The 20,622-nt window shown below is 59.8% G+C and carries 17 protein-coding genes; 9 read left to right on the top strand and 8 right to left on the bottom strand.

The window, feature by feature from the left end; translation table 11 throughout:
- Window positions 1–27 precede the first annotated feature (27 nt).
- Window positions 28–1,371 (top strand): metalloprotease PmbA, encoded by a 1,344-nt coding sequence (pmbA, locus tag I6L44_RS18405; RefSeq protein ID WP_216952730.1) that lies wholly within the window; start codon window positions 28–30, stop codon window positions 1,369–1,371.
- A 75-nt stretch (window positions 1,372–1,446) separates the two neighbouring features.
- Here pmbA and I6L44_RS18410 read toward each other — a convergent pair whose 3' ends face one another.
- The 6 genes from I6L44_RS18410 to I6L44_RS18435 form a co-directional block, all read right to left on the bottom strand.
- Window positions 1,447–4,002, bottom strand: coding sequence for a TRAP transporter permease (locus I6L44_RS18410; RefSeq protein WP_216952731.1), 2,556 nt, complete (start codon window positions 4,000–4,002; stop codon window positions 1,447–1,449).
- Window positions 4,003–4,105: 103 nt separating this feature from the next.
- Window positions 4,106–5,077 carry a TAXI family TRAP transporter solute-binding subunit gene (locus tag I6L44_RS18415; RefSeq protein WP_005339950.1) on the bottom strand — a complete coding sequence of 324 codons (972 nt, stop codon included), beginning with the start codon at window positions 5,075–5,077 and terminating at the stop codon, window positions 4,106–4,108.
- A 414-nt stretch (window positions 5,078–5,491) separates the two neighbouring features.
- Window positions 5,492–7,645, bottom strand: coding sequence for a S9 family peptidase (locus tag I6L44_RS18420; protein ID WP_216952732.1), 2,154 nt, complete (start codon window positions 7,643–7,645; stop codon window positions 5,492–5,494).
- Window positions 7,646–7,879: 234 nt separating this feature from the next.
- Complete coding sequence (locus I6L44_RS18425) at window positions 7,880–8,311, bottom strand: DUF411 domain-containing protein (RefSeq protein WP_005339953.1); 432 nt, start codon at window positions 8,309–8,311, stop codon at window positions 7,880–7,882.
- A 46-nt stretch (window positions 8,312–8,357) separates the two neighbouring features.
- Window positions 8,358–8,681 carry a hypothetical protein gene (locus tag I6L44_RS18430; RefSeq protein WP_204420131.1) on the bottom strand — a complete coding sequence of 108 codons (324 nt, stop codon included), beginning with the start codon at window positions 8,679–8,681 and terminating at the stop codon, window positions 8,358–8,360.
- 88 nt (window positions 8,682–8,769) lie between these two features.
- A complete protein-coding gene (locus tag I6L44_RS18435) occupies window positions 8,770–9,492 on the bottom strand; it encodes an SDR family oxidoreductase (RefSeq protein WP_005348556.1) in 723 nt (240 codons plus the stop codon).
- A gap of 142 nt (window positions 9,493–9,634) precedes the next feature.
- Here I6L44_RS18435 and I6L44_RS18440 point away from each other — a divergent pair, with 142 nt between their 5' ends.
- The 5 genes from I6L44_RS18440 (at window position 9,635) to I6L44_RS18460 (ending at window position 14,759) form a co-directional block, all read left to right on the top strand.
- The gene (locus tag I6L44_RS18440; RefSeq protein ID WP_216952733.1) at window positions 9,635–10,477 is read left to right on the top strand and encodes a LysR family transcriptional regulator; all 843 of its coding nucleotides are present in this window, start codon (window positions 9,635–9,637) and stop codon (window positions 10,475–10,477) included.
- A gap of 101 nt (window positions 10,478–10,578) precedes the next feature.
- Window positions 10,579–11,175: an NAD(P)H-dependent oxidoreductase gene (locus tag I6L44_RS18445; RefSeq protein ID WP_139405081.1), complete on the top strand. Its 597-nt coding sequence runs from the start codon at window positions 10,579–10,581 to the stop codon at window positions 11,173–11,175.
- Window positions 11,176–11,242: 67 nt separating this feature from the next.
- Window positions 11,243–13,099, top strand: a complete 1,857-nt coding sequence (locus I6L44_RS18450) for a monovalent cation:proton antiporter-2 (CPA2) family protein (RefSeq protein ID WP_216952734.1) — start codon at window positions 11,243–11,245, stop codon at window positions 13,097–13,099.
- Window positions 13,096–13,482, top strand: coding sequence for a SirB2 family protein (locus tag I6L44_RS18455; protein WP_042081419.1), 387 nt, complete (start codon window positions 13,096–13,098; stop codon window positions 13,480–13,482). The genes I6L44_RS18450 and I6L44_RS18455 overlap by 4 nt, the downstream gene beginning before the upstream one ends.
- 290 nt (window positions 13,483–13,772) lie before the next feature.
- Entirely contained in the window at window positions 13,773–14,759 is a 987-nt protein-coding gene (locus I6L44_RS18460) for a YafY family protein (RefSeq protein ID WP_005339987.1), read from the top strand.
- Between the two features lie 855 nt (window positions 14,760–15,614).
- Here the strand turns inward: I6L44_RS18460 and I6L44_RS18465 are convergent.
- Window positions 15,615–15,926, bottom strand: a complete 312-nt coding sequence (locus I6L44_RS18465) for a DUF1145 domain-containing protein (protein WP_005342853.1) — start codon at window positions 15,924–15,926, stop codon at window positions 15,615–15,617.
- On the bottom strand, window positions 15,910–16,539 hold the full coding sequence (rsmD, locus tag I6L44_RS18470; RefSeq protein WP_075112753.1) for a 16S rRNA (guanine(966)-N(2))-methyltransferase RsmD: 630 nt from the start codon (window positions 16,537–16,539) through the stop codon (window positions 15,910–15,912). Before rsmD ends, I6L44_RS18465 begins: the two co-directional genes overlap by 17 nt.
- A 110-nt stretch (window positions 16,540–16,649) precedes the next feature.
- On the opposite strand from rsmD, the gene ftsY reads away from it, so the two are divergent.
- The 3 genes from ftsY to ftsX are packed head-to-tail and all read left to right on the top strand — an operon-like array spanning window position 16,650 to window position 20,183.
- Window positions 16,650–18,503, top strand: coding sequence for a signal recognition particle-docking protein FtsY (gene ftsY, locus I6L44_RS18475; RefSeq protein WP_216952735.1), 1,854 nt, complete (start codon window positions 16,650–16,652; stop codon window positions 18,501–18,503).
- Window positions 18,504–18,561: 58 nt separating this feature from the next.
- A complete protein-coding gene (gene ftsE, locus I6L44_RS18480; RefSeq protein WP_005339995.1) occupies window positions 18,562–19,230 on the top strand; it encodes a cell division ATP-binding protein FtsE in 669 nt (222 codons plus the stop codon).
- Window positions 19,230–20,183 carry a permease-like cell division protein FtsX gene (gene ftsX, locus I6L44_RS18485; RefSeq protein WP_005342860.1) on the top strand — a complete coding sequence of 318 codons (954 nt, stop codon included), beginning with the start codon at window positions 19,230–19,232 and terminating at the stop codon, window positions 20,181–20,183. The genes ftsE and ftsX overlap by 1 nt, the downstream gene beginning before the upstream one ends.
- The last annotated feature ends 439 nt before the right edge of the window (window positions 20,184–20,622 follow it).

The following is a 20,622-nucleotide window of genomic DNA, read 5'->3' on the forward strand; positions in this document are numbered from 1 at the left end:
TTTCCTTCTTTCATACAGATGTGAGTTATGGATCAGCAAGACCAAATCCGCCAGGATCAAGCCCATCTCGAGGCCGTGGTTGCCGAAGCCCTGGAGATAGCCAAAGGACTGGGCGCCTCGCTGGCCGAAGTCTCCATCAGCAAGCAGACCGGGTTGTCGGTGAACACCCGGGGTTGTGAACTGGAAAGCATTGAATTCAATAAGGATGGCGCCCTCGGCATCGCCGTCTATCGCGATGGTTGCAAGGGATCTTCCTCGACCACCGATCTGAGCAAACCCGCCATTCGTGCCGCCGTTGAAGCGGCCATCGAGATTGCCCGCCACACCTCGGCGGATGATTGCGCCGGTCTGGCGGACGCCGAGCTGCTGGCCTGGGATGCCCCCGACCTGCAACTGTGTCACCAAATCGAGCTGGATCCCCAGCGCGGCATCGATCTGGCCATCGAGTGCGAACGACTCGCTCTGGGTCGCGATATCCGTATCAAGCACTCCGACGGTGCCGGTTTCTCCAGCCATCTTGGCATCAAGGTCTATGGTAACAGCCACGGCTTCGTCAAAGGCTACGCGGCGTCGCGTAACTCCCTTAGCTGCGTGCTGATCGGCGAGCAGGATGGCGACATGCAGCGGGATTACGGCTACTCCTCCAGCCGTTCCCTCGACGGGCTCTGGAGCGCGCAGCGCATCGCCGACGAGGCGGTGGAGCGTACCGTCTCCCGTCTCGGCGCCCGCAAGATTTCTACCCGCCATGCCCCTGTGCTGTTCCACCCCGATACTGCCTCCGGCCTGTGGGGCCATCTGGTAATGGCCATCAGCGGGGGCAACCTCTATCGCAAGTCGAGCTTCCTGCTCGACAAGTTGGGCAAGCAGATCCTGCCAGAGTGGCTCACCATTCAGGAGTTCCCTCACCTGCTGGGCGGGCTCGCCAGTACTCCGTTTGATGGGGAAGGGGTGCGTACCTGCGATATGGATATCATCCGTAACGGCGAGCTGATGAGCTGGCTGCTTACCTCCTACTCCGCTCGCAAGCTGGGGTTGACCACCACGGGTCACGCTGGTGGCATCCACAACTGGCAGGTTTCCAATACCGGCCAGGATTTTCAGGGCATGCTGAAAGAGATGGGCACCGGCCTGTTGGTGACCGAGCTGATGGGGCAGGGGGTCAATATCGTCAATGGCGACTACTCCCGCGGCGCCGCCGGTTTCTGGGTCGAGAATGGCGAGATAGCCTATCCGGTCGAGGAGATCACCATCGCCGGCAATCTGGCCGAGATGTTCAGCCACATCGTGGCGGTGGGCCGTGACGAGGATGAGCGCTCCAGTCTCAAGACCGGCTCGGTGCTGGTAGAGAATATGAAGCTGGCGGGTCACTGATCGCCGCTGCAGCGAGATCGATATCCATAAAAAGAGGGCCGCAATCGCGGCCCTCTGTCTTATTTGCCTGGCGGATTAACCGGCCTTGACGCTGCGGCGACGCTGCAGCCAGACGATCACCCCGAACAGCAGGAAGCCCGGGATCCACATCCACTCCTTGCGCCAGCGATCGGTGGGCGCCTTGACGGTGAGGATCTCCTGATCGAACTCCAGCCCCATGGTGGCGGCCGGGCTGCCAAAGGCGACGTTGTCGATCAGCGTTTTGCCATCTTGCTCATAGAGGCTCAGCCCCAGATTGGCCAGCCGCTCTTCGCCATTTGCCCCATCCGGTACGGCGACCAGCAGGGTGAACTTGCGTGGCTTGCCCACTGCATCTTCACCGAGGATCCGCAGCCGCAGGGTGCTCTCCGCCTCCACTTCACCCATGGTTTGGGCCAGCTGGGCAGGCGGGGTCTCGCGATAGGGGTCGTGCACCATGTCCATCCAGAAACCCGGGCGGAACAGGGTAAAGGCGACCAGCAACAGCAGCACGCTCTCGTACCAGCGGCTCTTCACCAGGAACCAGCCCTGAGTGGCGGCGGCGAAGATCAGCATGGCGATGGTCGCCACGATGAAGATCAGCACCCCGTGGGCGAAGTCCACGTCGATCAGCAGCAGATCGGTGTTGAAGATAAACAGGAACGGCAGCGCTGCGGTACGCAGGCTGTAGTAAAACGCCGTGATCCCGGTCTTGATGGGGTCGCCCTTGGAGACAGCCGCTGCCGCGAAGGAGGCCAGTCCCACCGGCGGCGTCACATCCGCCATGATGCCGAAGTAGAATACGAACAGGTGCACTGCGATAAGCGGCACGATCAGCCCGTTTTGCTGCCCCAGCGTCACCACCACTGGTGCCAGCAGGCTGGACACCACGATGTAGTTGGCAGTGGTGGGCAGCCCCATGCCGAGGATCAGGCTCAACAGGGCGGTGAGCAGCAGCATCAGCAGCAGGTTGCCCATGGAGAGGAACTCCACCAGATCCGCCAGCACCAGACCGACCCCGGTCTGGGAGACCGCACCCACGATAATCCCCGCGGTGGCGGTGGCAATGCCGATACCGATCATGTTGCGGGCACCGGCAACCAGCCCTTCCCGCAGATCCACCACGCCGTCAGCGACGGTACCGTAGTCGTGCTTGCCGTCCTTGCGCAGCCAGTTGAGCAGCGGGCGCTGGGTCAGCAGGATGATCACCAGCATCACGGTACCCCAGAAGGCCGACAGCCCCGGCGAGAGGCGTTCCACCATCAGGCACCATACCAGTACTACCACCGGCAGCAGGAAGTGCAGGCCGGAGAGCAGCACGGCGCGGGTGTTGGGCAACTCGGTGAGCGGCTTGTCGGGATCTTCGGCAGGCAGGGGTTCATTGCTGGCGGCGATCTTCAACAGAGCCACATAGGTGGCAGCCAGCAGTACCGAGATCCCCGGCAGGGCGTAGTCACCCAGAGCAGGTTTGAGCCAGCCGAGGCCATAGTAGACCGCCAGTGACAGGCCGCTGATGAGGGCCGCGCCAAAGGCAAAGCCGGTCAGGCGACGCAGCCAGGGTTTGGGCTGATGGTTGCCGATGGGCTGCATGCCCAGTTTCAGCGCCTCCAGATGGACGATGTAGAGCAGCGCTATGTAGGAGATGGCGGCAGGCAGGAAGGCGTGCTTGATGATCTCCACATAGGGGATACCCACGTATTCGACCATCAGGAAAGCCGCAGCCCCCATCACGGGTGGCATGATCTGGCCGTTGACCGAGGAGGCCACTTCCACCGCCCCCGCTTTCTCTGAACTGAAGCCCACCTTCTTCATCATCGGGATGGTGAAGGTGCCGGTGGTCACCACGTTGGCAATCGACGAGCCGGAAATCAGACCGGTCAGGCCGGAGGCGACCACTGCCGCCTTGGCCGGGCCGCCGCGCAGGTGACCGAGCAGGCTGAAGGCGAGCTGGATAAAGTAGTGACCGGCACCGGCCCGTTCCAGCAGGGCGCCAAACAGCACGAACAGGAACACGAAGCTGGTGGAGACACCAAGGGCAATGCCGAACACCCCTTCGGTAGTGATCCACTGGTGGTTGGCCAGCGCGGTAAAGCCTACCCCGCGATGTGCCAGCAGTCCCGGCATCCAGGTGCCCGCCAGGCTGTAGATCAGAAAGACGATAGCGATGACCGCCAGTGCCGGCCCCAGGGCGCGGCGCGCCGCTTCCAGCAGCAGTGGAATGCCGATGCAGGCGGTCACCAGATCGGCGGTGGTGAGGGTGCCGGGACGCAGCGCCAGTGCTTCATACATCACGAACAGGTAAGAGGCGGCGCCAGCAGCGATCAGGCCGAGGGCGATATCGCCGAGGGGAACCCGATCCCGCGGCGAGGAGCGAAACGCCGGGAACACCAGAAAAGCCAGCAACAGGGCGAAGGTGAGGTGAATGGAGCGGGTTTCGGTGTCATTGAGTACGCCAAACCCCACCATGAAGGGGAGTGGCGAGGCGATCCAGAGCTGGAACAGGGACCAGGCCAGCGCCAGCGTGGTGATGATCCAGCCCAGCGGGCCCAGCGGCAGGCGAGCGCCCACATCCTGGGCGATCAGTTCCTCGGTAGAGAGTTGTTTATCTTGCATAGGGTTAACTTGTGCCAACGAGTACAACAAGAGCGACACCCGCCCCCGCAATCAGGCGGCGGACGGGTGTCGAAGAGAGTGACAAAGGCCCCGGGGCCTTTAATCAGAGCCAGCCGCGCTCTTTGTAGTAGCGGGCTGCCCCTTCATGCAGCGGTGCAGAGAGACCCACCTTGATCATGTCGGCCTCTTTCAGGTCGGCAAAGGCAGGGTGCAGGCGCTTGAAGCGATCCAGGTTGTCGAACACCGACTTGACCAGCTGATAGACCACTTCCGGATCGGTTTTGGCGCTGGTGGAGAGCACCGCTTTGCCACCGATGGAGGGGGTCGGCTTGTCGCTGCCCTTGTAGATGCCGCCCGGGATCTCGGCCTTGCTGTAGTAGCTCTTCTCGGCCAGCAGCTTGTCGATGTCGGCGCCGGTCACAGGTACCAGTACTGCATCTGTGGTGGTGGAAGCTTCCTGAATGGCGCCGTTCGGGTGACCGACGAAGTAGCTCATGGCGTCGATGTTGTTGTCACCGAGGGCGGAGGCCTGTTCGGCCGGCTTCAGCTCGGAGACCAGACCGAAGTCACCCTTCTTCCAGCCTTTGACCGCCATGATCTCTTCCATGGTGTCACGCTGGCCGGAGCCCGGGTTGCCGATGTTGACGCGCTTGCCTTTCAGGTCGTCGAAGCTGGCGATCTTGGCATCGCGGCGAGCCAGGATGGTGAACACCTCGCTCTGCAGGGAGAAGACGGCGCGCATATCGTCCATGGCCCCTTCGGCCTGGAACGGTGGCAGCCCTTTCATCGCCTTGAACTGGTGGTCGGATTGCATGATGCCGAAGTTGAACTCACCGCTGCGGATGCCGTTGACGTTGGCAACACCACCGCCACTGGCCGGGGCGTTGCACTTGATCTGGTGATCGGCGGCGCCGCGATTGAGGAAGCGGCAGATGGACTGGCCAGCGACATAGTAGACGCCGGTCTGACCGCCGGTGCCTATGGTCACGAAGCGCTCCTGCGCTTGTACCGGACCACCGAATGAAACACCGACCAGAGCCGCCGACAGGGCGCATGCCAAAGTTAATCCTTTCATTTTTTCTCCCTTTTCTTTGATTTTGTTTATCCGATCCCCGGATAAATTGATGGCAATCCCGTTCTGCGCCGGGCTTGCCCGCTCTTCTCGTTGCGCGAAAGCGGGGGAGTTGATTGCCCCCTTTTCCGGCGGTCACCCTCATCCTGTGGTGAGGTTACCGACCTCCTGTCGGTCGAAGATAAATTGGCCCCTGAGGGGCCAAATAAAAAGTTGCAAGCACTCCGATTAAGCACATTCACCCAACATAAATCAAACGAAATGGCAAAATCACGGAGTTTAATCTTGAGAAACATGACCTCGATCATTCATTTTCTAGCCGAAGATTAATTTGATATGAAGGGAAATGGAAGAGGGAAAAACTAGGGTTGGATTCTTATGTGGCCCTTGCGTGACAAGGGCCGGGGTCATACTGGATCAGTTGGCCGCGGTGGCCAGATCCAGGATAAAGGCGTATTCCAGCGCGATATCCTCGTAGGCTTTGAAGCGGCCCGACTTGCCGCCGTGGCCGGCGTCCATGTCGGTGTTCAGTAACAACTTGTTATCATCCGTCTTCAGTTCGCGCAGCTTGGCGACCCACTTGGCGGGCTCCCAATACTGCACTTGCGAGTCGTGCAGTCCGGTGGTGACCAGCAGGTTGGGGTAGGCTTGCGCCTTGACCTGATCGTAGGGGCTGTAGCTCTTCATGTAGTCGTAGTAGCGCTTCTGGTTCGGGTTGCCCCACTCGTCATACTCCCCGGTGGTGAGGGGAATGGACTCGTCCAGCATGGTGGTGACCACATCGACGAACGGCACCTGTGCCACCACGCCGCGGTAGAGTTCGGGCGCCTGATTGATGACCGCCCCCATCAGCAGGCCGCCGGCGCTGCCGCCCATGGCGTAGACCTGATCTTTGGCACCGTAGCCTTGCTCAACCAGCGCCTTGGTGACATCGATAAAGTCATTGAAGGTGTTCTGCTTTTTCAGCAACTTGCCATCTTCGTACCAGTGACGGCCCAGCTCTTCACCACCCCGGATATGGGCGATGGCGTAGACGAAACCGCGGTCCAGCAGGCTCAGGCGCGAGCTGCTGAAGTCGGGATCCATGCTGGCGCCGTAGGAGCCATAGCCATAGACCAGCAGCGGATTCTTGGGCGCATCGGCCTGCTCTTTCTTGAATTTGTCCTTGCGATAGACCAGCGACACCGGCACCGATACGCCGTCGCGGGCGGTCACCCAGAGCCGCTCGCTGGCGTACTGGTCGGCCTTGAAGCCGGCTACCGGCTGCTGCTTGAGCAGGGTGCGTTTGCCGCTCGCCATATCCAGCTCATAGGTGGAGGCGGGGGTGGTCATGGAGGAGTAGCCATAGCGCAGGGCGCTGGTATCCGGCTCCGGGTTGTAGGCGAGCCAGGTGACATAGGCGGGATCGTCGAAGGCGATCTCCTTCTCGTCACCGCTCTGCCAGTTGATCTGGCGCAGTCGGGTCAGCCCCTTGTTGCGCTCTTCCAGTACCAGCCAATCCTTGAACAGGGCGTAGCTCTCCAGCAGAACGTCCGGATTGGGGGCGATCACCGCCTTCCAGCGATCGACCGGGCTCTCTTTGGTCTCGTAGAGGCCGAAGTTCTTGCCGTCCTTGTTGGAGCGCACATAGAAGCGGCCGCGGTAGTGATCCAGGCTGTATTCGTGATCCACCTGACGGGGCAGGAACAGGCGGGGGGCGTGCTCCGGCTGGTTGGCATCGATCAGCCGTGCTTCGCCGGTGGTGGTGCTGGAGAGGGCGATGACGATGAAATCTTCCGAGGTGGTGGCGTAGAGGCTGATGTAGAAGGAGTCATCCTTCTCCTCGTAGACCAGCTTGTCCGTGGCCGGATCCGTCCCGAGCGTATGGCGATAGACCTGATAGGGCAGCAGGGTCTGCGGATGCTTGCGCACATAGAAGACGGTCTTGTTGTCGTTGGCCCACACCAGATTGCCGGAGGTATTTTCCAGTTTGTCGGTGGCCCACTGGCCACTCTCCAGGTCGAGGAACTGGATCTGGTACTGACGGCGGGAGAGGAAATCTTCCGCCACCGCCAGCCAGCGGTTGTTGCGGCTCACCTCAAGGGCGCCGAGGGCATAGAACTCGTGCCCTTCAGCCCGCAGGTTGCTGTCGAGCAGCAGGCTCGCCTGCTCTTCACCGAGCTTGGTGCGCGAATAGATCCCGTACTCCTTGCCCGGCTCATAGCGGGTCTGGTAGCGGTAGCCCTTCTTCACATAGGGCACCGACTCATCCTGCTGGGGGATGCGGGCGACCATCTCTTTGTAAAGCTGTTCGCGCAGGGGTTGGGTCGGCTTGAGCATGGCCTCGGTATAGGCGTTCTCGGCCTTGAGATAGTCCAACACCTCGGGCTTCTGCCGCTCGTCGTCACGCAGCCAGTAGTAGTTGTCGATGCGGGTATCCCCGTGTTTTTTCAGAGTGCGGGGATGTTTGGCGGCCACGGGCGGCTGGATTGGATGTTCGCTTGTCAGCATGGCGGGCTCTTCATTGGCATAAGTGGGGGGGAGAACTGTCAGAAAGGCTAGCAGCAGAACTCCTCGGGAAAAGGTAAACATGTCGCATCCTTGGCGCTGGAAAGGGTTGGTAGACCTGAGCATCGGCTCCATGAATTGGCGTTAAATCTGCCCCTTGTTGCCGGTGGTTGCAAGCAATCCCTTGTTATTGCAGGAAATGTAATCAAAAAAAGCCGCTATCTCGCGATAGCGGCCCTCATTCTGGCCATGAGCGGCAAGAGTCCGCTCAGGTGTGCCTCACATGATATGGGAGTGCCCTCTCATGGCCAGTTTTCGTCAGCCTGGGTAGCTCGACCAGCGGTTGGTCGCGCCCTCGTTGCTGATACTCAGTACCTCATAGGGATGGCCCGGAATATCCATGCCCGGCGCACTCTGGGGCATGCCCGGAATGGTCAGGCCCCGGATCGCCGGTTTTTCCCTGAGCAGCTTCTGCACATCGGCGGCCGGTACATGCCCCTCGATCACATAGCCATTTACGATACCGGTATGGCAAGAGGCCAGTTCCGGCGCGATACCGTATTGCTGCTTCACTGCGCCGAGCTGTTCGGTTTCGATGACTTCCAGTTCGAAGCCATTCTGCTCCATGTGCTCGTTCCAGCTTTGGCAACAGCCACAATATTTGGATTTGTAGACGGTCATCTTCTCGGCCGCGAGAGCCGAAAAGCTGACGGTACCGGCCAGCATGGCCAGTAACAGGGGTTTGTACATCACTCACCTCAGATTGAAAGAAAAGATGCCCGATACGGGATGCGTTTCAGGTCCGGGTGCGTGGGGGACGTTCGAGCCGCTCGCACGGAGCGTCCGGCATAAAGAGAGAGGGGGAGGCGAAGTCGGGGGTATCCGGTTCCAGCACGGCGACCGTCAGGCTGTCGCTGCCTACCAGCGTCATCGAGAGGGCGGTGGTAAAGCTGCCGCAGGGCATTGCTTTTTCCAGGGTTCGCTCGCTCTGGCTGCAGTGGGTGGTCAGGGTACAGAGGTCGGTTGCGGCCCGACTGCCAAACGACATCAACACCAGCACCAGACTCCACAAGGGGAGCCAGCGACGGGCGTGAGCGAGTTGGCGACGGGTGAGAACCATGGAATGACTCGAAAATAACAAGGGGCACATGGTAACCCTGTGCCCCGGGGGAGGGTCAAGCCCTCCCCATAGAGTCAGTCAGCCAGGATTAAGGTTGCTGACGGGTCGCCGCCAGCACGATCTCGCGCACGCAGACGTTGGCAGGCTGGTTCCAGGCGTAGAGCACGGCATCGGCGATCACTTCCGGTGCAATGACGCCGCCCATCTGATCTTTCCAGTCGTGGTAACCGGCCTTGATGCTCTCGTCAGTGGTGTGGCTGAGCAGCTCGGTCTCGACCGCACCCGGGGCAATGGTCACCATACGCACGCCGACATCGGCCACCTCTTCCCGGATGTTCTCGGTCAGGGCGTGCACGGCGAACTTGGTGGCGCAGTAGGCAGCATGGTTCGGGAAGGTCTTGCGACCGGCGATGGAGCTGATGTTGATGATGGTGCCGCTGCGGCGCTCCTTCATGCCTGCCAGCACTGCGTGGACGCCGTTCAGCACCCCCATCACGTTGATGTTGAGCATCTGCTGCCATTCGGCGGGATCCTGCACATCTGCCTGACCCAGCAGCATGACGCCGGCGTTGTTGACCATGCAGCCGACCGGGCCAAATTTGGCTTCTGCCTGCTGGACTGCGGCCTTCATGGCGGCGGTGTCGGTCACATCGACCCCGATGCAGAGGGTATCGGGCAGGTTCAGCGCCTGCATCGGCTCGACCCGGCGGGCCAGCAGCAGCAGCGGATGACCGGCGGCAGAGAAGGCACGGGCGATGGCGGCACCGATCCCGGCGGAGGCGCCGGTGATCACGACGAGAGATTTGGACATGGGTCTTTCCTTCTGATTCAAGAGTCGGTTTGAGCAAACAGGTGGCTGGCCAGCACGGAACCCAATCACTATAGTCACTGTATCTATAAGTGATAAATATTGTTTTCCGCTGGTTATCATCTGAAAAAACTATGGTTGGTTTATGCTGGACTTGAGATTGCTGCGTTTCTTCATCGCCATCTATGAAGAGAAGAACATCACGGCGGCGGCCGAGCGCTGCCACGTCAGCCAGCCCTCCCTCTCGGCGGGACTGCGCCAGCTGGAAGAGGCGCTCGGTGACAGCCTGTTTGTCCGGGGCAAGAAAGGGGTGGTGGCGAAAGATCCGGCCCACTATCTCTATCCTCACGCAGTCAAGCTGGTGGAGGAGGCGCGCCGTCTGCCAGAGCTGTTTCGCCAGAAAGCGACGCGTGCGAGGCTCAATATCGCCATCATGCCGGACTTGAGTCGCCGCCGGGTGGCCGGGCTGCTGCAGCAAATACAGCGCGTGTTGCCGCAGCTGGATCTCACCCTCTCCGACTACACCACGCCCGCTGACTGCCGCTTGACGCTGGATGCCTTGCGCCGGGAGGACGAGATCTTTCTGCCGCTGTGGGAGGAGGATTACGTGCTCTGCGTGCCGGTCGACCATCCCCTGGCCAGTCGCGAAAGGATCGAGCTGGCCGAGCTGCAACATTATGATTTTATTGAGTGCCCGCCCTGCGAAGCGCACCAGCAGACTATCGGCCTGCTGGCCTGTGATCGGCTCACCCTCAATCTGGTGGCCAAGGCCGAGAGCAAGGGGTTGGTGATGGCGCTGGTGCTGGCGGGGGTCGGCATCAGTTTTCTGCCGGACGGGCTGGCCGAGGATGAGGCGGGGCTCTGTACCCTGCCGGTGAGCGGGCCGCGGATGTTTCGCCGGATTGGGCTCTGCTATCCCGCCCACCAGACCCTCAATCCGGCGCTGCGGGAGCTGATCCCCGAGTTGGCAGGCTATGGCGCTTCCTGATAAGGTCGCTCTCCTGTGCACCTTTACGATGCAGCTCCCCAGACTCCCCTTTTCTGTTTACCTCGCCTTGCACCGCAAGGCTTTGTTCGGGTGATGTGGTCATGAAACGCATTCTGGTTATTTTTTCCCATCCCGCGCTGCAGAGCTCGCGGGCCAACAAGCAGCTGTTGCAGGCGATTGAGGGGCTGGAGGGGGTCACGGTTCACGACCTCTATCAGCACTATCCCGACATGTTTATCGATGTGAAGCGGGAGCAGGCGCTGCTCTGTGAGCACGACATCATCGTCTTCCAGCACCCGTTTTACTGGTACTCCTGTCCGGCCATCATGAAGGAGTGGATGGATCTGGTGCTGGAGTATGGCTATGCCTATGGCCCCGAGGCCCACGCCCTCAAGGGCAAGCAGTGGTTGAGCGCCATCACCACCGGCGGGGCGCCGGAGTCCTACTGCAGCGAGGGTTACAACAGCCGACCGCTGCTCGATTTTCTGCTGCCATTTCAGCAGGCTGCCACCTTGTGCGGCATGAACTGGCTGCCCCCTTTCGTGCTGCACTCCTTTCACAAGATCAAGGATCCCGCCGCCCTGCGCCGTTGCGGTCAGGATTACCGCCAGTTGCTCTGCGCCCTGCGTGACGATCAGCTGACCTCGGAGCAACTGGCCGGGCGCCCTTATCTGCGCGACCTGCTGGAGGTGCTCTGATGAAACACGGACAGCTTGTTGGTCGAGCTTATGAGTCGGATCTGACGTTCAAACGGAGGGCTGACTGATGGGCCACGGGATCCTGTTTGATGCCTTTATCTATCTCTCCGCCGCCGTTATCGCGGTGCCGCTGGCCAAACGCTGGGGGCTGGGCTCGGTGCTCGGTTATCTGCTGGCGGGGATCATCATAGGCCCCTTCCTGCTGGGGCTGGTGGGGGAGCAGAAGGATGTGATGCACTTCGCCGAGTTTGGCGTGGTGCTGATGCTGTTTCTGGTCGGTCTTGAATTGCGTCCGGCCCTCTTGTGGCAGCTGAAAGGGCCGATCCTCGGCACCGGTGGCCTGCAGGTGCTGCTCACCACGGCGGCGCTGACCGGCGTGGCGCACCTGATCGGTCTGCCGCTGCAACAGGGGTTGGCCATCGGCCTGATTCTGGCGCTCTCCTCCACTGCCATCGTGTTGCAGAGCCTGCAGGAGCGCAAGTTGATGCAGAGCGAGAGCGGTCGCTCCGCCTTTGCGGTGCTGCTGTTTCAGGACATCGCCGTCATTCCGATCCTGGCGATCCTGCCGCTGCTGGCCATGGCGCCGGTGAGCAACAATGGCAGCTCCGAGCTGGCGGGCTGGCAGCACGGCCTGCTGGTGGTGGCGGCTATCTCTGGCATCGTGCTGGGTGGCCACTATCTGATGCGGCCGGTGTTCCGGGCCATTGCCCAGTCCCATATGCGGGAGATCTTCGTCGCTGCCGCCCTGCTGCTGGTGATCGCCATCGCCGTGTTGATGGAGTCGGTCGGCCTCTCGCCCGCTCTCGGCTCATTCCTCGCTGGCGTGGTATTGGCCGACAGCGAATACCGTCATGAGTTGGAAGCGGACATAGAGCCGTTCAAGGGCTTGCTGCTCGGCCTGTTCTTTATGTCGGTGGGGGCGGGGATCGACTTCGGGCTGTTTGCCGAGCACCCCTTCCTGATACCCACTCTGGTCGTTGGCCTGATGGTGCTCAAATGGCTGGTGCTGATGGCGCTCGGCTTCATTATCCGCATCTCGCCGAGCCAGCGCTGGACCTTCGCGCTGGCGTTGGCGCAAGGGGGCGAGTTTGCCTTCGTGCTCTTTTCGTTTGCCGCGCAAAACCGGGTGCTGCCCGGCGAGACCATCTCGCTGCTGACGCTGGTGGTAGCGCTCTCCATGGCGCTCACCCCACTGCTGCTGATCCTCAACGATCGGGTGATCCAGCCCTGGTTCGATTACCGTAACCAGAGCGACGCACCGCAGCATGAGCAACCTGAGCTGGTGGAGCATCCGGTGATCATCGCGGGCTTCGGCCGCTTCGGTCAGATCGTGGGGCGTCTGCTGCATGGTCACGGCATCGGTACCACCATCCTCGAGCAGGATGCCAGCCAAATAGAGACCCTGCGCAAGTACGGCTATCAGGTCTTCTATGGCGATGCCAGCCGGATCGACCTGCTCCATGCCGCAGGGGCGCACAAGGCGAAGCTGCTGGTGCTCTCCATCAACGATCCGGCTACCTCGCTGGCGGTGATCGAGATGGTGCAGAAGCACTTCCCGCACCTGAAGATCCTGGCGCGAGCGCTAGATCGGCCCCACGCCCACGAGATCCTGCGCCACGGGGTCGAGAGCGTTCACCGGGAAACCCTGGGCTCTGCGGTCGATCTGGGGGTGGAAGCCCTGACCCAGCTTGGGTTTAGGGCCAACCAGGCCTGGCGGGCGGGGCAGACCTTCAAGCAGCACGATAACTGGCTGTTGCGCGAGCAGGTCAACTATCTGGACGACGAACACACTTATATCAACAAGAGCCTGCAATACCGGGAGATCCTCTCCGATCTGCTGCAAGACGATGAGGAGGGGCAGGAGCGTATCCATGCCCACAACTGGAACAGCGGGCTACCCGACGACGACAAGGAAGCAAAATGATTGCCTATTATCCCATGTTCAAACACCTGCATATGACGCTGGCGCTGGTCAGTCTACTGCTCTTTATCTATCGCTGGAGTCTGGCGCTGGCCGGCAGCGATCGGTTGCAGCAGAAGTGGCTGAAGATCCTGCCGCATATCAACGACACTTTCCTGCTGCTGTTTGGTGTGTTGCTGGCGGTGGCCTTGCAGTTGAGCCCCGGCCAACAACCCTGGCTGATGGCCAAGCTGATTGCACTGGTGCTCTATATCGGCCTGGGAGTCATGGCGCTCAAGCGTCCGGCCCGCGGCCAGAAGCTGGTGGCCGGTGTGGCGGCACTGGCGGTGTTTGGCTACATGGTCGGTGCGGCCATCACCAAGTCAGCCTGGTCGTGGCTGATGTGATTTGGCTGGGAGGGAGGATTGCCTCCCTCCGGCTACCTCAAAAGAAAAGATTCAGAAGAATCCTAAGTCCCTCTATGTTAGCCTGCCTCTCCATTTAGTTTTCTTCGATGCGCTTAGCTTGTCTGAAAACGTCAAGTTAGCCGTTTTTATTCATGTTTTTTCTTAAAAATCAAATGTATGTGTAGTTTTGTATGAAAATGGCGACAGTTGTCGCTACAAAACTTACGACATAGACTGTCGCAAGTTGCGACTAGCATACAGTCAACGCTAAACCAGTGAAGGCATGCACCATGAGTAAGAAGCTGTTACGACAACTGACCTTGGCGCGTTGCATCCCGCACCGCCCTTACAAGCTGACCGCCAGCCAACTTCAGGTAAAACTGGAAGAGGAAGGCATCCATGTCAGTCTGCGTACCGTGCAACGGGACCTGGAGGAGATGTCCGGCATGGGACTGTTCGACCTCACCTCGGACGAGCGCAGCAAACCCCATGGCTGGTGCTTCGAGCGCCACGGCCTCAACGACTTTGCCAATATCATGCCGCTCTCGCTGGCGGTGGCCCTGAAAACCTGGAGTGATCAGGCGAGCCAACTGTTGCCGGCGAGTGTACTGACTGAATTGAATCCGCTAGTCGACAAGGCGAGCCAGGTGATCCGCGACAGCCAGAGTGAACTGGCCGAACGCTGGCTGGAGAGTGTCCACCAGTCACCGCGCCCGTTTGCCGGCAACCCGGAGATCCGTCGCAGCACCCTGATCCGCGATGCGCTCTGGCGTGGTCGCAAGTTCAGTGCCGAGATCCAGCGCGTGATCAAAGAGCGCACCGTGTGGCTCTGCTACGACCGTATCAACCCGCTCGGTATTCTCAATCAGCCGGACGGCCCGATCCTGCTCTGCACTCTGTCCGAGCTGGATCCCAAGGTCTACGGCATCCCGTTTGACCATATCAAGAACGTGGAGCTGACCAACTTCAGCGCCACCCAGCCGAAGGATTTCAATATCCAGAAACTGATCCGCGATCAGGGCTATCAGGATGTGAGCGGCCCGATCCGCTTCGTCGGCCGGATCGATGCCAACAGCCAGTCGCTGGTGGATAACCAGATCCCCGGCAACAATCCGCGCATGACCCGCTATGACAAGCGCAGCGTGGTGGTGGAGACCGAAGTGCAGGACACCCCGGAGTTTCGCAGCTGGTTGAACAATATCGGCGGTGAACTGGAGGTGCTGGCACCGGAATCGTTGCGCAAGGCCTATCTCAATCCGGCCAACCGCTTGAGCTGATTAAAAAATTGGAATGTTGAAGAGTCGAGCCTGGTCTCGGCTCTTTTTTTTGCGGTTTTTTTAAGCATATTTATTCAACTAATTTTTAAGTCTTAACGTCAGGATTGAACCGTTTTCCTGCCCCGTTTTTGGAGGCGAAACCCGTGTAAGAGATCTGCCATAGCGACTGTAAGAGGCTGGCGCTTTGAGCCGTACGTGAAGCCATGCCAGAATGATCGAGCTTTCCCGTGAAACTAAATAAACAACTGATATTAAAGGGTTAGTTTTTAAGTTTGTTTTTTGGGATGGGAGCTGCATCGGATCTTTATCATCGGATGGCCCTTGTTCGGGGGGCGCATTTCCTTAGTATGGGTCTCACAAGGACGGAGCTGGTCCGGCAGGATGCAGGGCAGCGCATAAAGATGGAATAGTCCGCAGGATGTGGACAAGGGACACCTCAGGATGAGCTCGATAATCAGGATGATTATCGTCACGGATGAATAAAGGAACACCGCGGGATGCGGCAGGACACTCTCGGGATGGGAGTAGAACGAACGGAACCTCGTTCTTCAGGATGAACAGGATCTCGCCGGATGCGAGAGGAATACTTCAGGATGAAGTGAGATAACCCGGATGGTTATCTGTCAGGAAGACGCAAGGAACCCCACAGGACGTGGTAATGGACACCTCCAGGATGGAGACAGGGAAGCAGTTCAGGATGAATTGCCAGGCCAGGAACGCCGCAGGACACGCCAACGGATTGGAAAGGGGATATTCCAAAGGATTAGGATAACGTCAGGGATTGCAGGGAGCATTGCAGTTCTACGGACAGGACGACACGACTCTAGGGGACGGCTACCGCCGTCCCCTTTTCTTTTATGGTTTGTCCGAGAGATTGCCGCGCTGGGCGGCGTTGACGATCTCTTGCAGGCGCTGACGAATGTCGACCATGCCAAACACACCAAAGATCAGCACAGTGACAAATTCGGCCTTGGTGACAGCGAAGTAGCGTTTGCAAGCCGCCTTGATCATGCTGGCCTGCAGCCAGTGCAGCAGGGCGACGATCACGCCGCAGACCGGCAGAAAGCCGTTGAGTTTGCCGGGCAGCGGGGCAATCAGGCTCACCAGCACGCCAAACCAGAAGAACAATATCAGCCCCATCGCCAACAGATTAAAGACTCGCTTCATTGTTTACCTCTCTTAGATAGAGTTGATAGCAGACCTGACCGGCCTGTTTGTCCTTGAGTAGTTGCCAGCTGGCGGGCAGCGCTAGATCGGCCATCTCTTTTTCCCGCTCCAGATAGATGAGGGCGTCCGGTGCCAGCCAGCCGCGCTGCTCCAGCAGTTCGCACACTTGCGGCAGCAGCTCGCGGCGAAACGGTGGATCGAGGAAGACCAGATCGAAGGGAGTGGCGGGGCCTTGCAGCCAGCTCACTGCATCTGACTGGATCACCTGACCCTGACTGCTGCCGAGGGCGGCCAAGTTCTTCTTGATCTGGTCGGCGGCCCCTTTGTCCATCTCGATCAGGGTCACCTGCTCGGCATAGCGCGACAGCGCCTCCAGTCCGAGTCCGCCGCTGCCGGCAAACAGATCCAGGCAGCGGGTGCCGCGAATATGGGGGGCCAGCCAGTTGAAGATGGTTTCCTTGACGCGATCCGTGGTGGGTCTGAGCCCCTCCACATCCTTGACCGGCAATTTGCGGCCTCGCCACTGGCCGCTGATGATTCTTACAAAGCCCGATTTTCCTTGCGGGGCAGGACTCTTGCTCGGGTTGCTACGGCTGGATTTCACTCTGGGCATCGCGTTTCATCGTCAGAAAATAAAGTGGTAGTATAAGGCGGTTCATTTTTATGCCGACCCGCCAAGGGACGGCTATCTTAGCAGTCAGCCTTTGATGTGAGTATTTTTAGATGGCAAAAGGTTTGTTTTCCTGGCTGGGTTTCGGCCGCAAGAAAGAAGAGGCTGAGGCTGTCCAACCACAGACACCCCAAGCCACCCCCGTTACCGTTGAGCCCGAGGTCACTGCTACCCCCGCTCCCGTTTCCGATACCACTGTTTCCGATAGTACGCCGGCCGTTGCCCCCGAAGTGCCTGCCAGCGCACAGAATTCCGTTTTGCAAGATGATTGCTGCCTGCCGACCGAGCTGGACGACCACGGCCCACTGGTGGTGGAGGAGTGCGCCTCCGATTTGGAGCCGGTGATCGTCAACGAAGCGCTGATCGCCGAAGAGGAGCGTGCCGCTGAAGCCGCTCGCACTGCCGCAGAAGCGCAAGCCGCTGAGGTCAAGGCAGCCGAAGAGGCTCGTATTGCTGCCGAAGCTCGCGCTGCGGAAGAGGCACGTATCGCTGCCGAAGCCCGCGCTGCAGAAGATGCTCGTATCGCCGCCGAGGCTCGCGCTGCAGAAGATGCTCGTATCGCCGCCGAGGCTCGCGCTGCAGAAGATGCTCGTATCGCCGCCGAAGCTCGCGCCGCAGAAGAATCTCGCATTGCCGCCGAAGCCCGTGCTGCGGAAGAGGCTCGTATTGCCGCTGAAGCCCGTGCGGCTGAAGAGGCTCGTATTGCTGCTGAAGCTCGCGCTGCGGAAGAGGCTCGTATTGCTGCCGAAGCCCGTGCTGCGGAAGAAGCTCGCATTGCTGCTGAAGCTCGCGCCGCGGAAGAAGCTCGCATTGCCGCTGAAGCTCAGGCTGCGGAAGAAGCCCGTATCGCCAAAGAGGCCCAGCGAGCGGAAGATATGCGCCTGGTCGCCGCGATGGAGGCTGAGGCTGCCGCACTGGCTGCCCTGCCGTTGGCCGCCAAGGTGGACGACGACACCCAGGACAAACCGCAGCGGGAGGGCTTCTTTGCTCGCCTCAAACGCAGTCTGGTTCGCACCAAGGAGAATATCGGTTCCGGTTTCTTCGGCCTGTTCCGTGGCAAGAAGATCGACGATGAGCTGTTTGAAGAGCTGGAAACCCAGCTGCTGACCGCCGATCTCGGTGTGGATACCACCACTCGTATCATCGAGGGGCTGGTGCAGCACGCGGATCGCAAGCAGCTCAAGGATGCCGAGGCGCTCTACGGTTTGCTCAAACAGGATATGGGCGAGATGCTGGCCAAGGTCGAGCAGCCGCTGATGATCGACACCAGCAAGAAGCCTTACGTGATCCTGATGGTCGGCGTGAATGGCGTCGGCAAGACTACCACCATCGGCAAGCTGGCCAAGCAGTTCCAGGCTGAAGGCAAGAGCGTGATGCTGGCAGCGGGTGACACCTTCCGTGCCGCTGCGGTCGAGCAGCTGCAGGTATGGGGCCAGCGCAACAACATTCCAGTGATTGCCCAGCATACCGGTGCCGACTCCGCCTCCGTTATTTATGACGCCATCGAGGCCGCCCGCTCCCGCGGGGCTGACGTGCTGATCGCCGACACAGCCGGTCGCCTGCAGAACAAGAGCAACCTGATGGAAGAGCTCAAGAAGGTAGTACGGGTGATGAAGAAGCTGGATGAAGAGGCCCCCCACGAGATCATGCTGACGCTGGATGCCGGCACCGGCCAGAACGCCCTGAGCCAGGCCAAGCTGTTCAGCGAGGCGGTTGGCCTGACCGGCATCACCCTCACCAAGCTGGATGGCACCGCCAAGGGCGGCGTCATCTTCGCGGTGGCCGACAAGTTCCAGATCCCGATCCGCTATATCGGGGTGGGCGAGGGGATCGACGATCTGCGTCCCTTCGTTGCCAACGATTTCATCGAGGCGCTCTTCAGCCGCGATGAGTCAGCTCAGCCGTGATGATTAAGTGTTCCATACCCCGACTTCGGTCGGGGTTTGTCAATGTCAGGGAACCGTTATGATTCGTTTTGACAAGGTCAGCAAGGTATACAGCGGCGGCCATCAGGCGCTGCAAAAGGTCAGCTTTCACCTGCGCAAGGGAGAGATGGCCTTTCTGACCGGGCACTCGGGGGCGGGCAAGAGTACCCTCCTCAAACTGATCAGCGTGATGGAGCGTCCGACCGATGGTCGCGTCTTCTTTCATGGTGATGATGTCAGCCATATCCAGCGCAGCCAGATCCCCTATGTTCGCCGCCAGATCGGGATGATCTTTCAGGATCACCGCCTGCTGATGGACCGCACCGTGTTCGACAACGTAGCGCTGCCGCTGGTGATCGATGGTTACAGCCATGCGGACATCAACAAGCGGGTGGCGGCGGCATTGGACAAGGTAGGGTTGCTCGGCAAGGAGCGTTACCAGCCGCGGATGCTCTCCGGGGGTGAACAGCAGCGGGTCGGCATCGCCCGTGCCATCGTCAACAAGCCGCCGCTGCTGCTGGCGGATGAACCGACCGGCAACCTGGATCCCCAGCTCTCCATGGATATCATGCGGCTATTTCAGGAGTTCAACAATTTTGGGGTCTCTGTACTGATTGCTACTCACGATCTGGGGCTGATCGCCCGCATGCGCTATCGCACCCTGACCCTCAAGGCGGGTCGCATGTATTCGGCCGGGGAGGAGCTCTGATGGCTATCGTTCGTCACAAGCAGCCGCCGCTGCGTCGTCTGATGATGTACGGGGTTGACCATGTGCGGCAGGCGTTTGCCAGTCTCGGGGAGCTGTGGCGAAATCCGCTCGCCTCCCTGATGACGCTGGCGGTGCTCGGTGTCAGTCTGGCGTTGCCCTCCTGCTTCCACGTATTGTTGAAAAACGCCGAGGTGGTGGAGGGGAGCTGGCAGAACAGCTCCCAGATCTCCCTCTATCTGCGCAAGGATCTGCCGGAGCAGAGCATTCTCGATCTGCAGCACAGGATCCTGCTCTATCCCGAGGTGGATTCGGTCACCTACCTGAGCCGTGACGATGCGTTGCGGGAGTTTCGCGAGATCTCCGGTTTCGGCGATGCCCTCGATTATCTGGACAGCAACCCGCTACCGCCGGTGCTGAGCGTCATTCCGGATCCGCGCTGGCAGAATCCGGAAGGGGCCGCCGAGTTGCTCGGCAAGCTAAACAATGAGGATGGGGTCGAGCAGGGCAAGCTGGATCTGCAGTGGCTGACCCGCCTGCAGGGGATCATGAACCTGCTGCGTCACACCATTACCGGTATCGCCGTGCTGCTGCTCTCCGCCGTGCTGCTGATCGTCGGCAACACCCTGCGTCTCAACATCCTCAACCAGCGTTCAGAGATCGAGGTGCTCAAGCTGGTGGGGGCAACCGATGCCTTCATCCATCGCCCTTTCCTCTATACCGGCATCTGGTTCGGGGTGATCGGCGGCATGCTGGCATGGTGGCTGACCGAGGTGATGGTGATCTGGAGCGAAGGGGTGGTGAAGGAGCTTGCGGGCTTGTATAACAGTAACTTCCGGCTGGTTGGCATGGGTCTGGTAGATGGGGTGAACCTGATCCTGCTGGGGGCCTTGCTGGGGCTGATTGCTTCCTGGTTTTCGGTTCATCGTCACATTCGAGATATAGAGCCATCCTGATTAATTTATTATCAAAGTAAATCGCTGGATTTTGAGAGGTGGATCAAGTAAAAGAGGCTCCGTTTCTGGCTTGGCCCCCATAGTCAGAGTATTCTGAATAACAATGATCTTCCGGATCTTCGCTAGATCCAGTGAACCTTCTGATTTATAAGCAGTCTATTAAAGCTGAAGCATTTATACGGGTGTGGCCCCTCTGCCTTGCTCGTCAGACTTGGCAAGCATGTGAAGGTTGCGAGCTCCGCAACAATGGACTTAGCATGCTACTTTTCGGGGGTCCTTCATTGTGACCCCCTTTTTTTGACTGTTCATTCATGATTCATCCTGCAGGCTTAAGATAAGCCGGTCTAAAACTGGGCATGTTCTTTGATACACGCCGCAGAATGGCATCCGGTCAGTAGACAGACCCTCTCAGGGTGTTAGACTGATTCGATTGAAAAGT

Origin of the sequence: Aeromonas sp. FDAARGOS 1414, assembly GCF_019047065.1 — a bacterium.
Taxonomy (GTDB): Bacteria; Pseudomonadota; Gammaproteobacteria; order Enterobacterales; family Aeromonadaceae; genus Aeromonas; species Aeromonas veronii_A.

What these genes read in the sequence shown, in the direction of transcription:
- pmbA (WP_216952730.1), top strand. Translation starts at nt 28, where the DNA reads ATGGATCAGCAAGACCAAATCCGCCAGGATCAAGCCCATCTCGAGGCC.
- I6L44_RS18430 (WP_204420131.1), bottom strand. Translation starts at nt 8,681, where the DNA reads ATGGTTCTCACCCGTCGCCAACTCGCTCACGCCCGTCGCTGGCTCCCC.
- I6L44_RS18460 (WP_005339987.1), top strand. Translation starts at nt 13,773, where the DNA reads ATGAGTAAGAAGCTGTTACGACAACTGACCTTGGCGCGTTGCATCCCG.
- I6L44_RS18450 (WP_216952734.1), top strand. Translation starts at nt 11,243, where the DNA reads ATGGGCCACGGGATCCTGTTTGATGCCTTTATCTATCTCTCCGCCGCC.
- I6L44_RS18455 (WP_042081419.1), top strand. Translation starts at nt 13,096, where the DNA reads ATGATTGCCTATTATCCCATGTTCAAACACCTGCATATGACGCTGGCG.
- I6L44_RS18465 (WP_005342853.1), bottom strand. Translation starts at nt 15,926, where the DNA reads ATGAAGCGAGTCTTTAATCTGTTGGCGATGGGGCTGATATTGTTCTTC.
- I6L44_RS18425 (WP_005339953.1), bottom strand. Translation starts at nt 8,311, where the DNA reads ATGTACAAACCCCTGTTACTGGCCATGCTGGCCGGTACCGTCAGCTTT.
- ftsY (WP_216952735.1), top strand. Translation starts at nt 16,650, where the DNA reads ATGGCAAAAGGTTTGTTTTCCTGGCTGGGTTTCGGCCGCAAGAAAGAA.
- ftsE (WP_005339995.1), top strand. Translation starts at nt 18,562, where the DNA reads ATGATTCGTTTTGACAAGGTCAGCAAGGTATACAGCGGCGGCCATCAG.
- ftsX (WP_005342860.1), top strand. Translation starts at nt 19,230, where the DNA reads ATGGCTATCGTTCGTCACAAGCAGCCGCCGCTGCGTCGTCTGATGATG.
- I6L44_RS18445 (WP_139405081.1), top strand. Translation starts at nt 10,579, where the DNA reads ATGAAACGCATTCTGGTTATTTTTTCCCATCCCGCGCTGCAGAGCTCG.
- I6L44_RS18410 (WP_216952731.1), bottom strand. Translation starts at nt 4,002, where the DNA reads ATGCAAGATAAACAACTCTCTACCGAGGAACTGATCGCCCAGGATGTG.
- rsmD (WP_075112753.1), bottom strand. Translation starts at nt 16,539, where the DNA reads ATGCCCAGAGTGAAATCCAGCCGTAGCAACCCGAGCAAGAGTCCTGCC.
- I6L44_RS18420 (WP_216952732.1), bottom strand. Translation starts at nt 7,645, where the DNA reads ATGTTTACCTTTTCCCGAGGAGTTCTGCTGCTAGCCTTTCTGACAGTT.
- I6L44_RS18415 (WP_005339950.1), bottom strand. Translation starts at nt 5,077, where the DNA reads ATGAAAGGATTAACTTTGGCATGCGCCCTGTCGGCGGCTCTGGTCGGT.
- I6L44_RS18435 (WP_005348556.1), bottom strand. Translation starts at nt 9,492, where the DNA reads ATGTCCAAATCTCTCGTCGTGATCACCGGCGCCTCCGCCGGGATCGGT.
- I6L44_RS18440 (WP_216952733.1), top strand. Translation starts at nt 9,635, where the DNA reads ATGCTGGACTTGAGATTGCTGCGTTTCTTCATCGCCATCTATGAAGAG.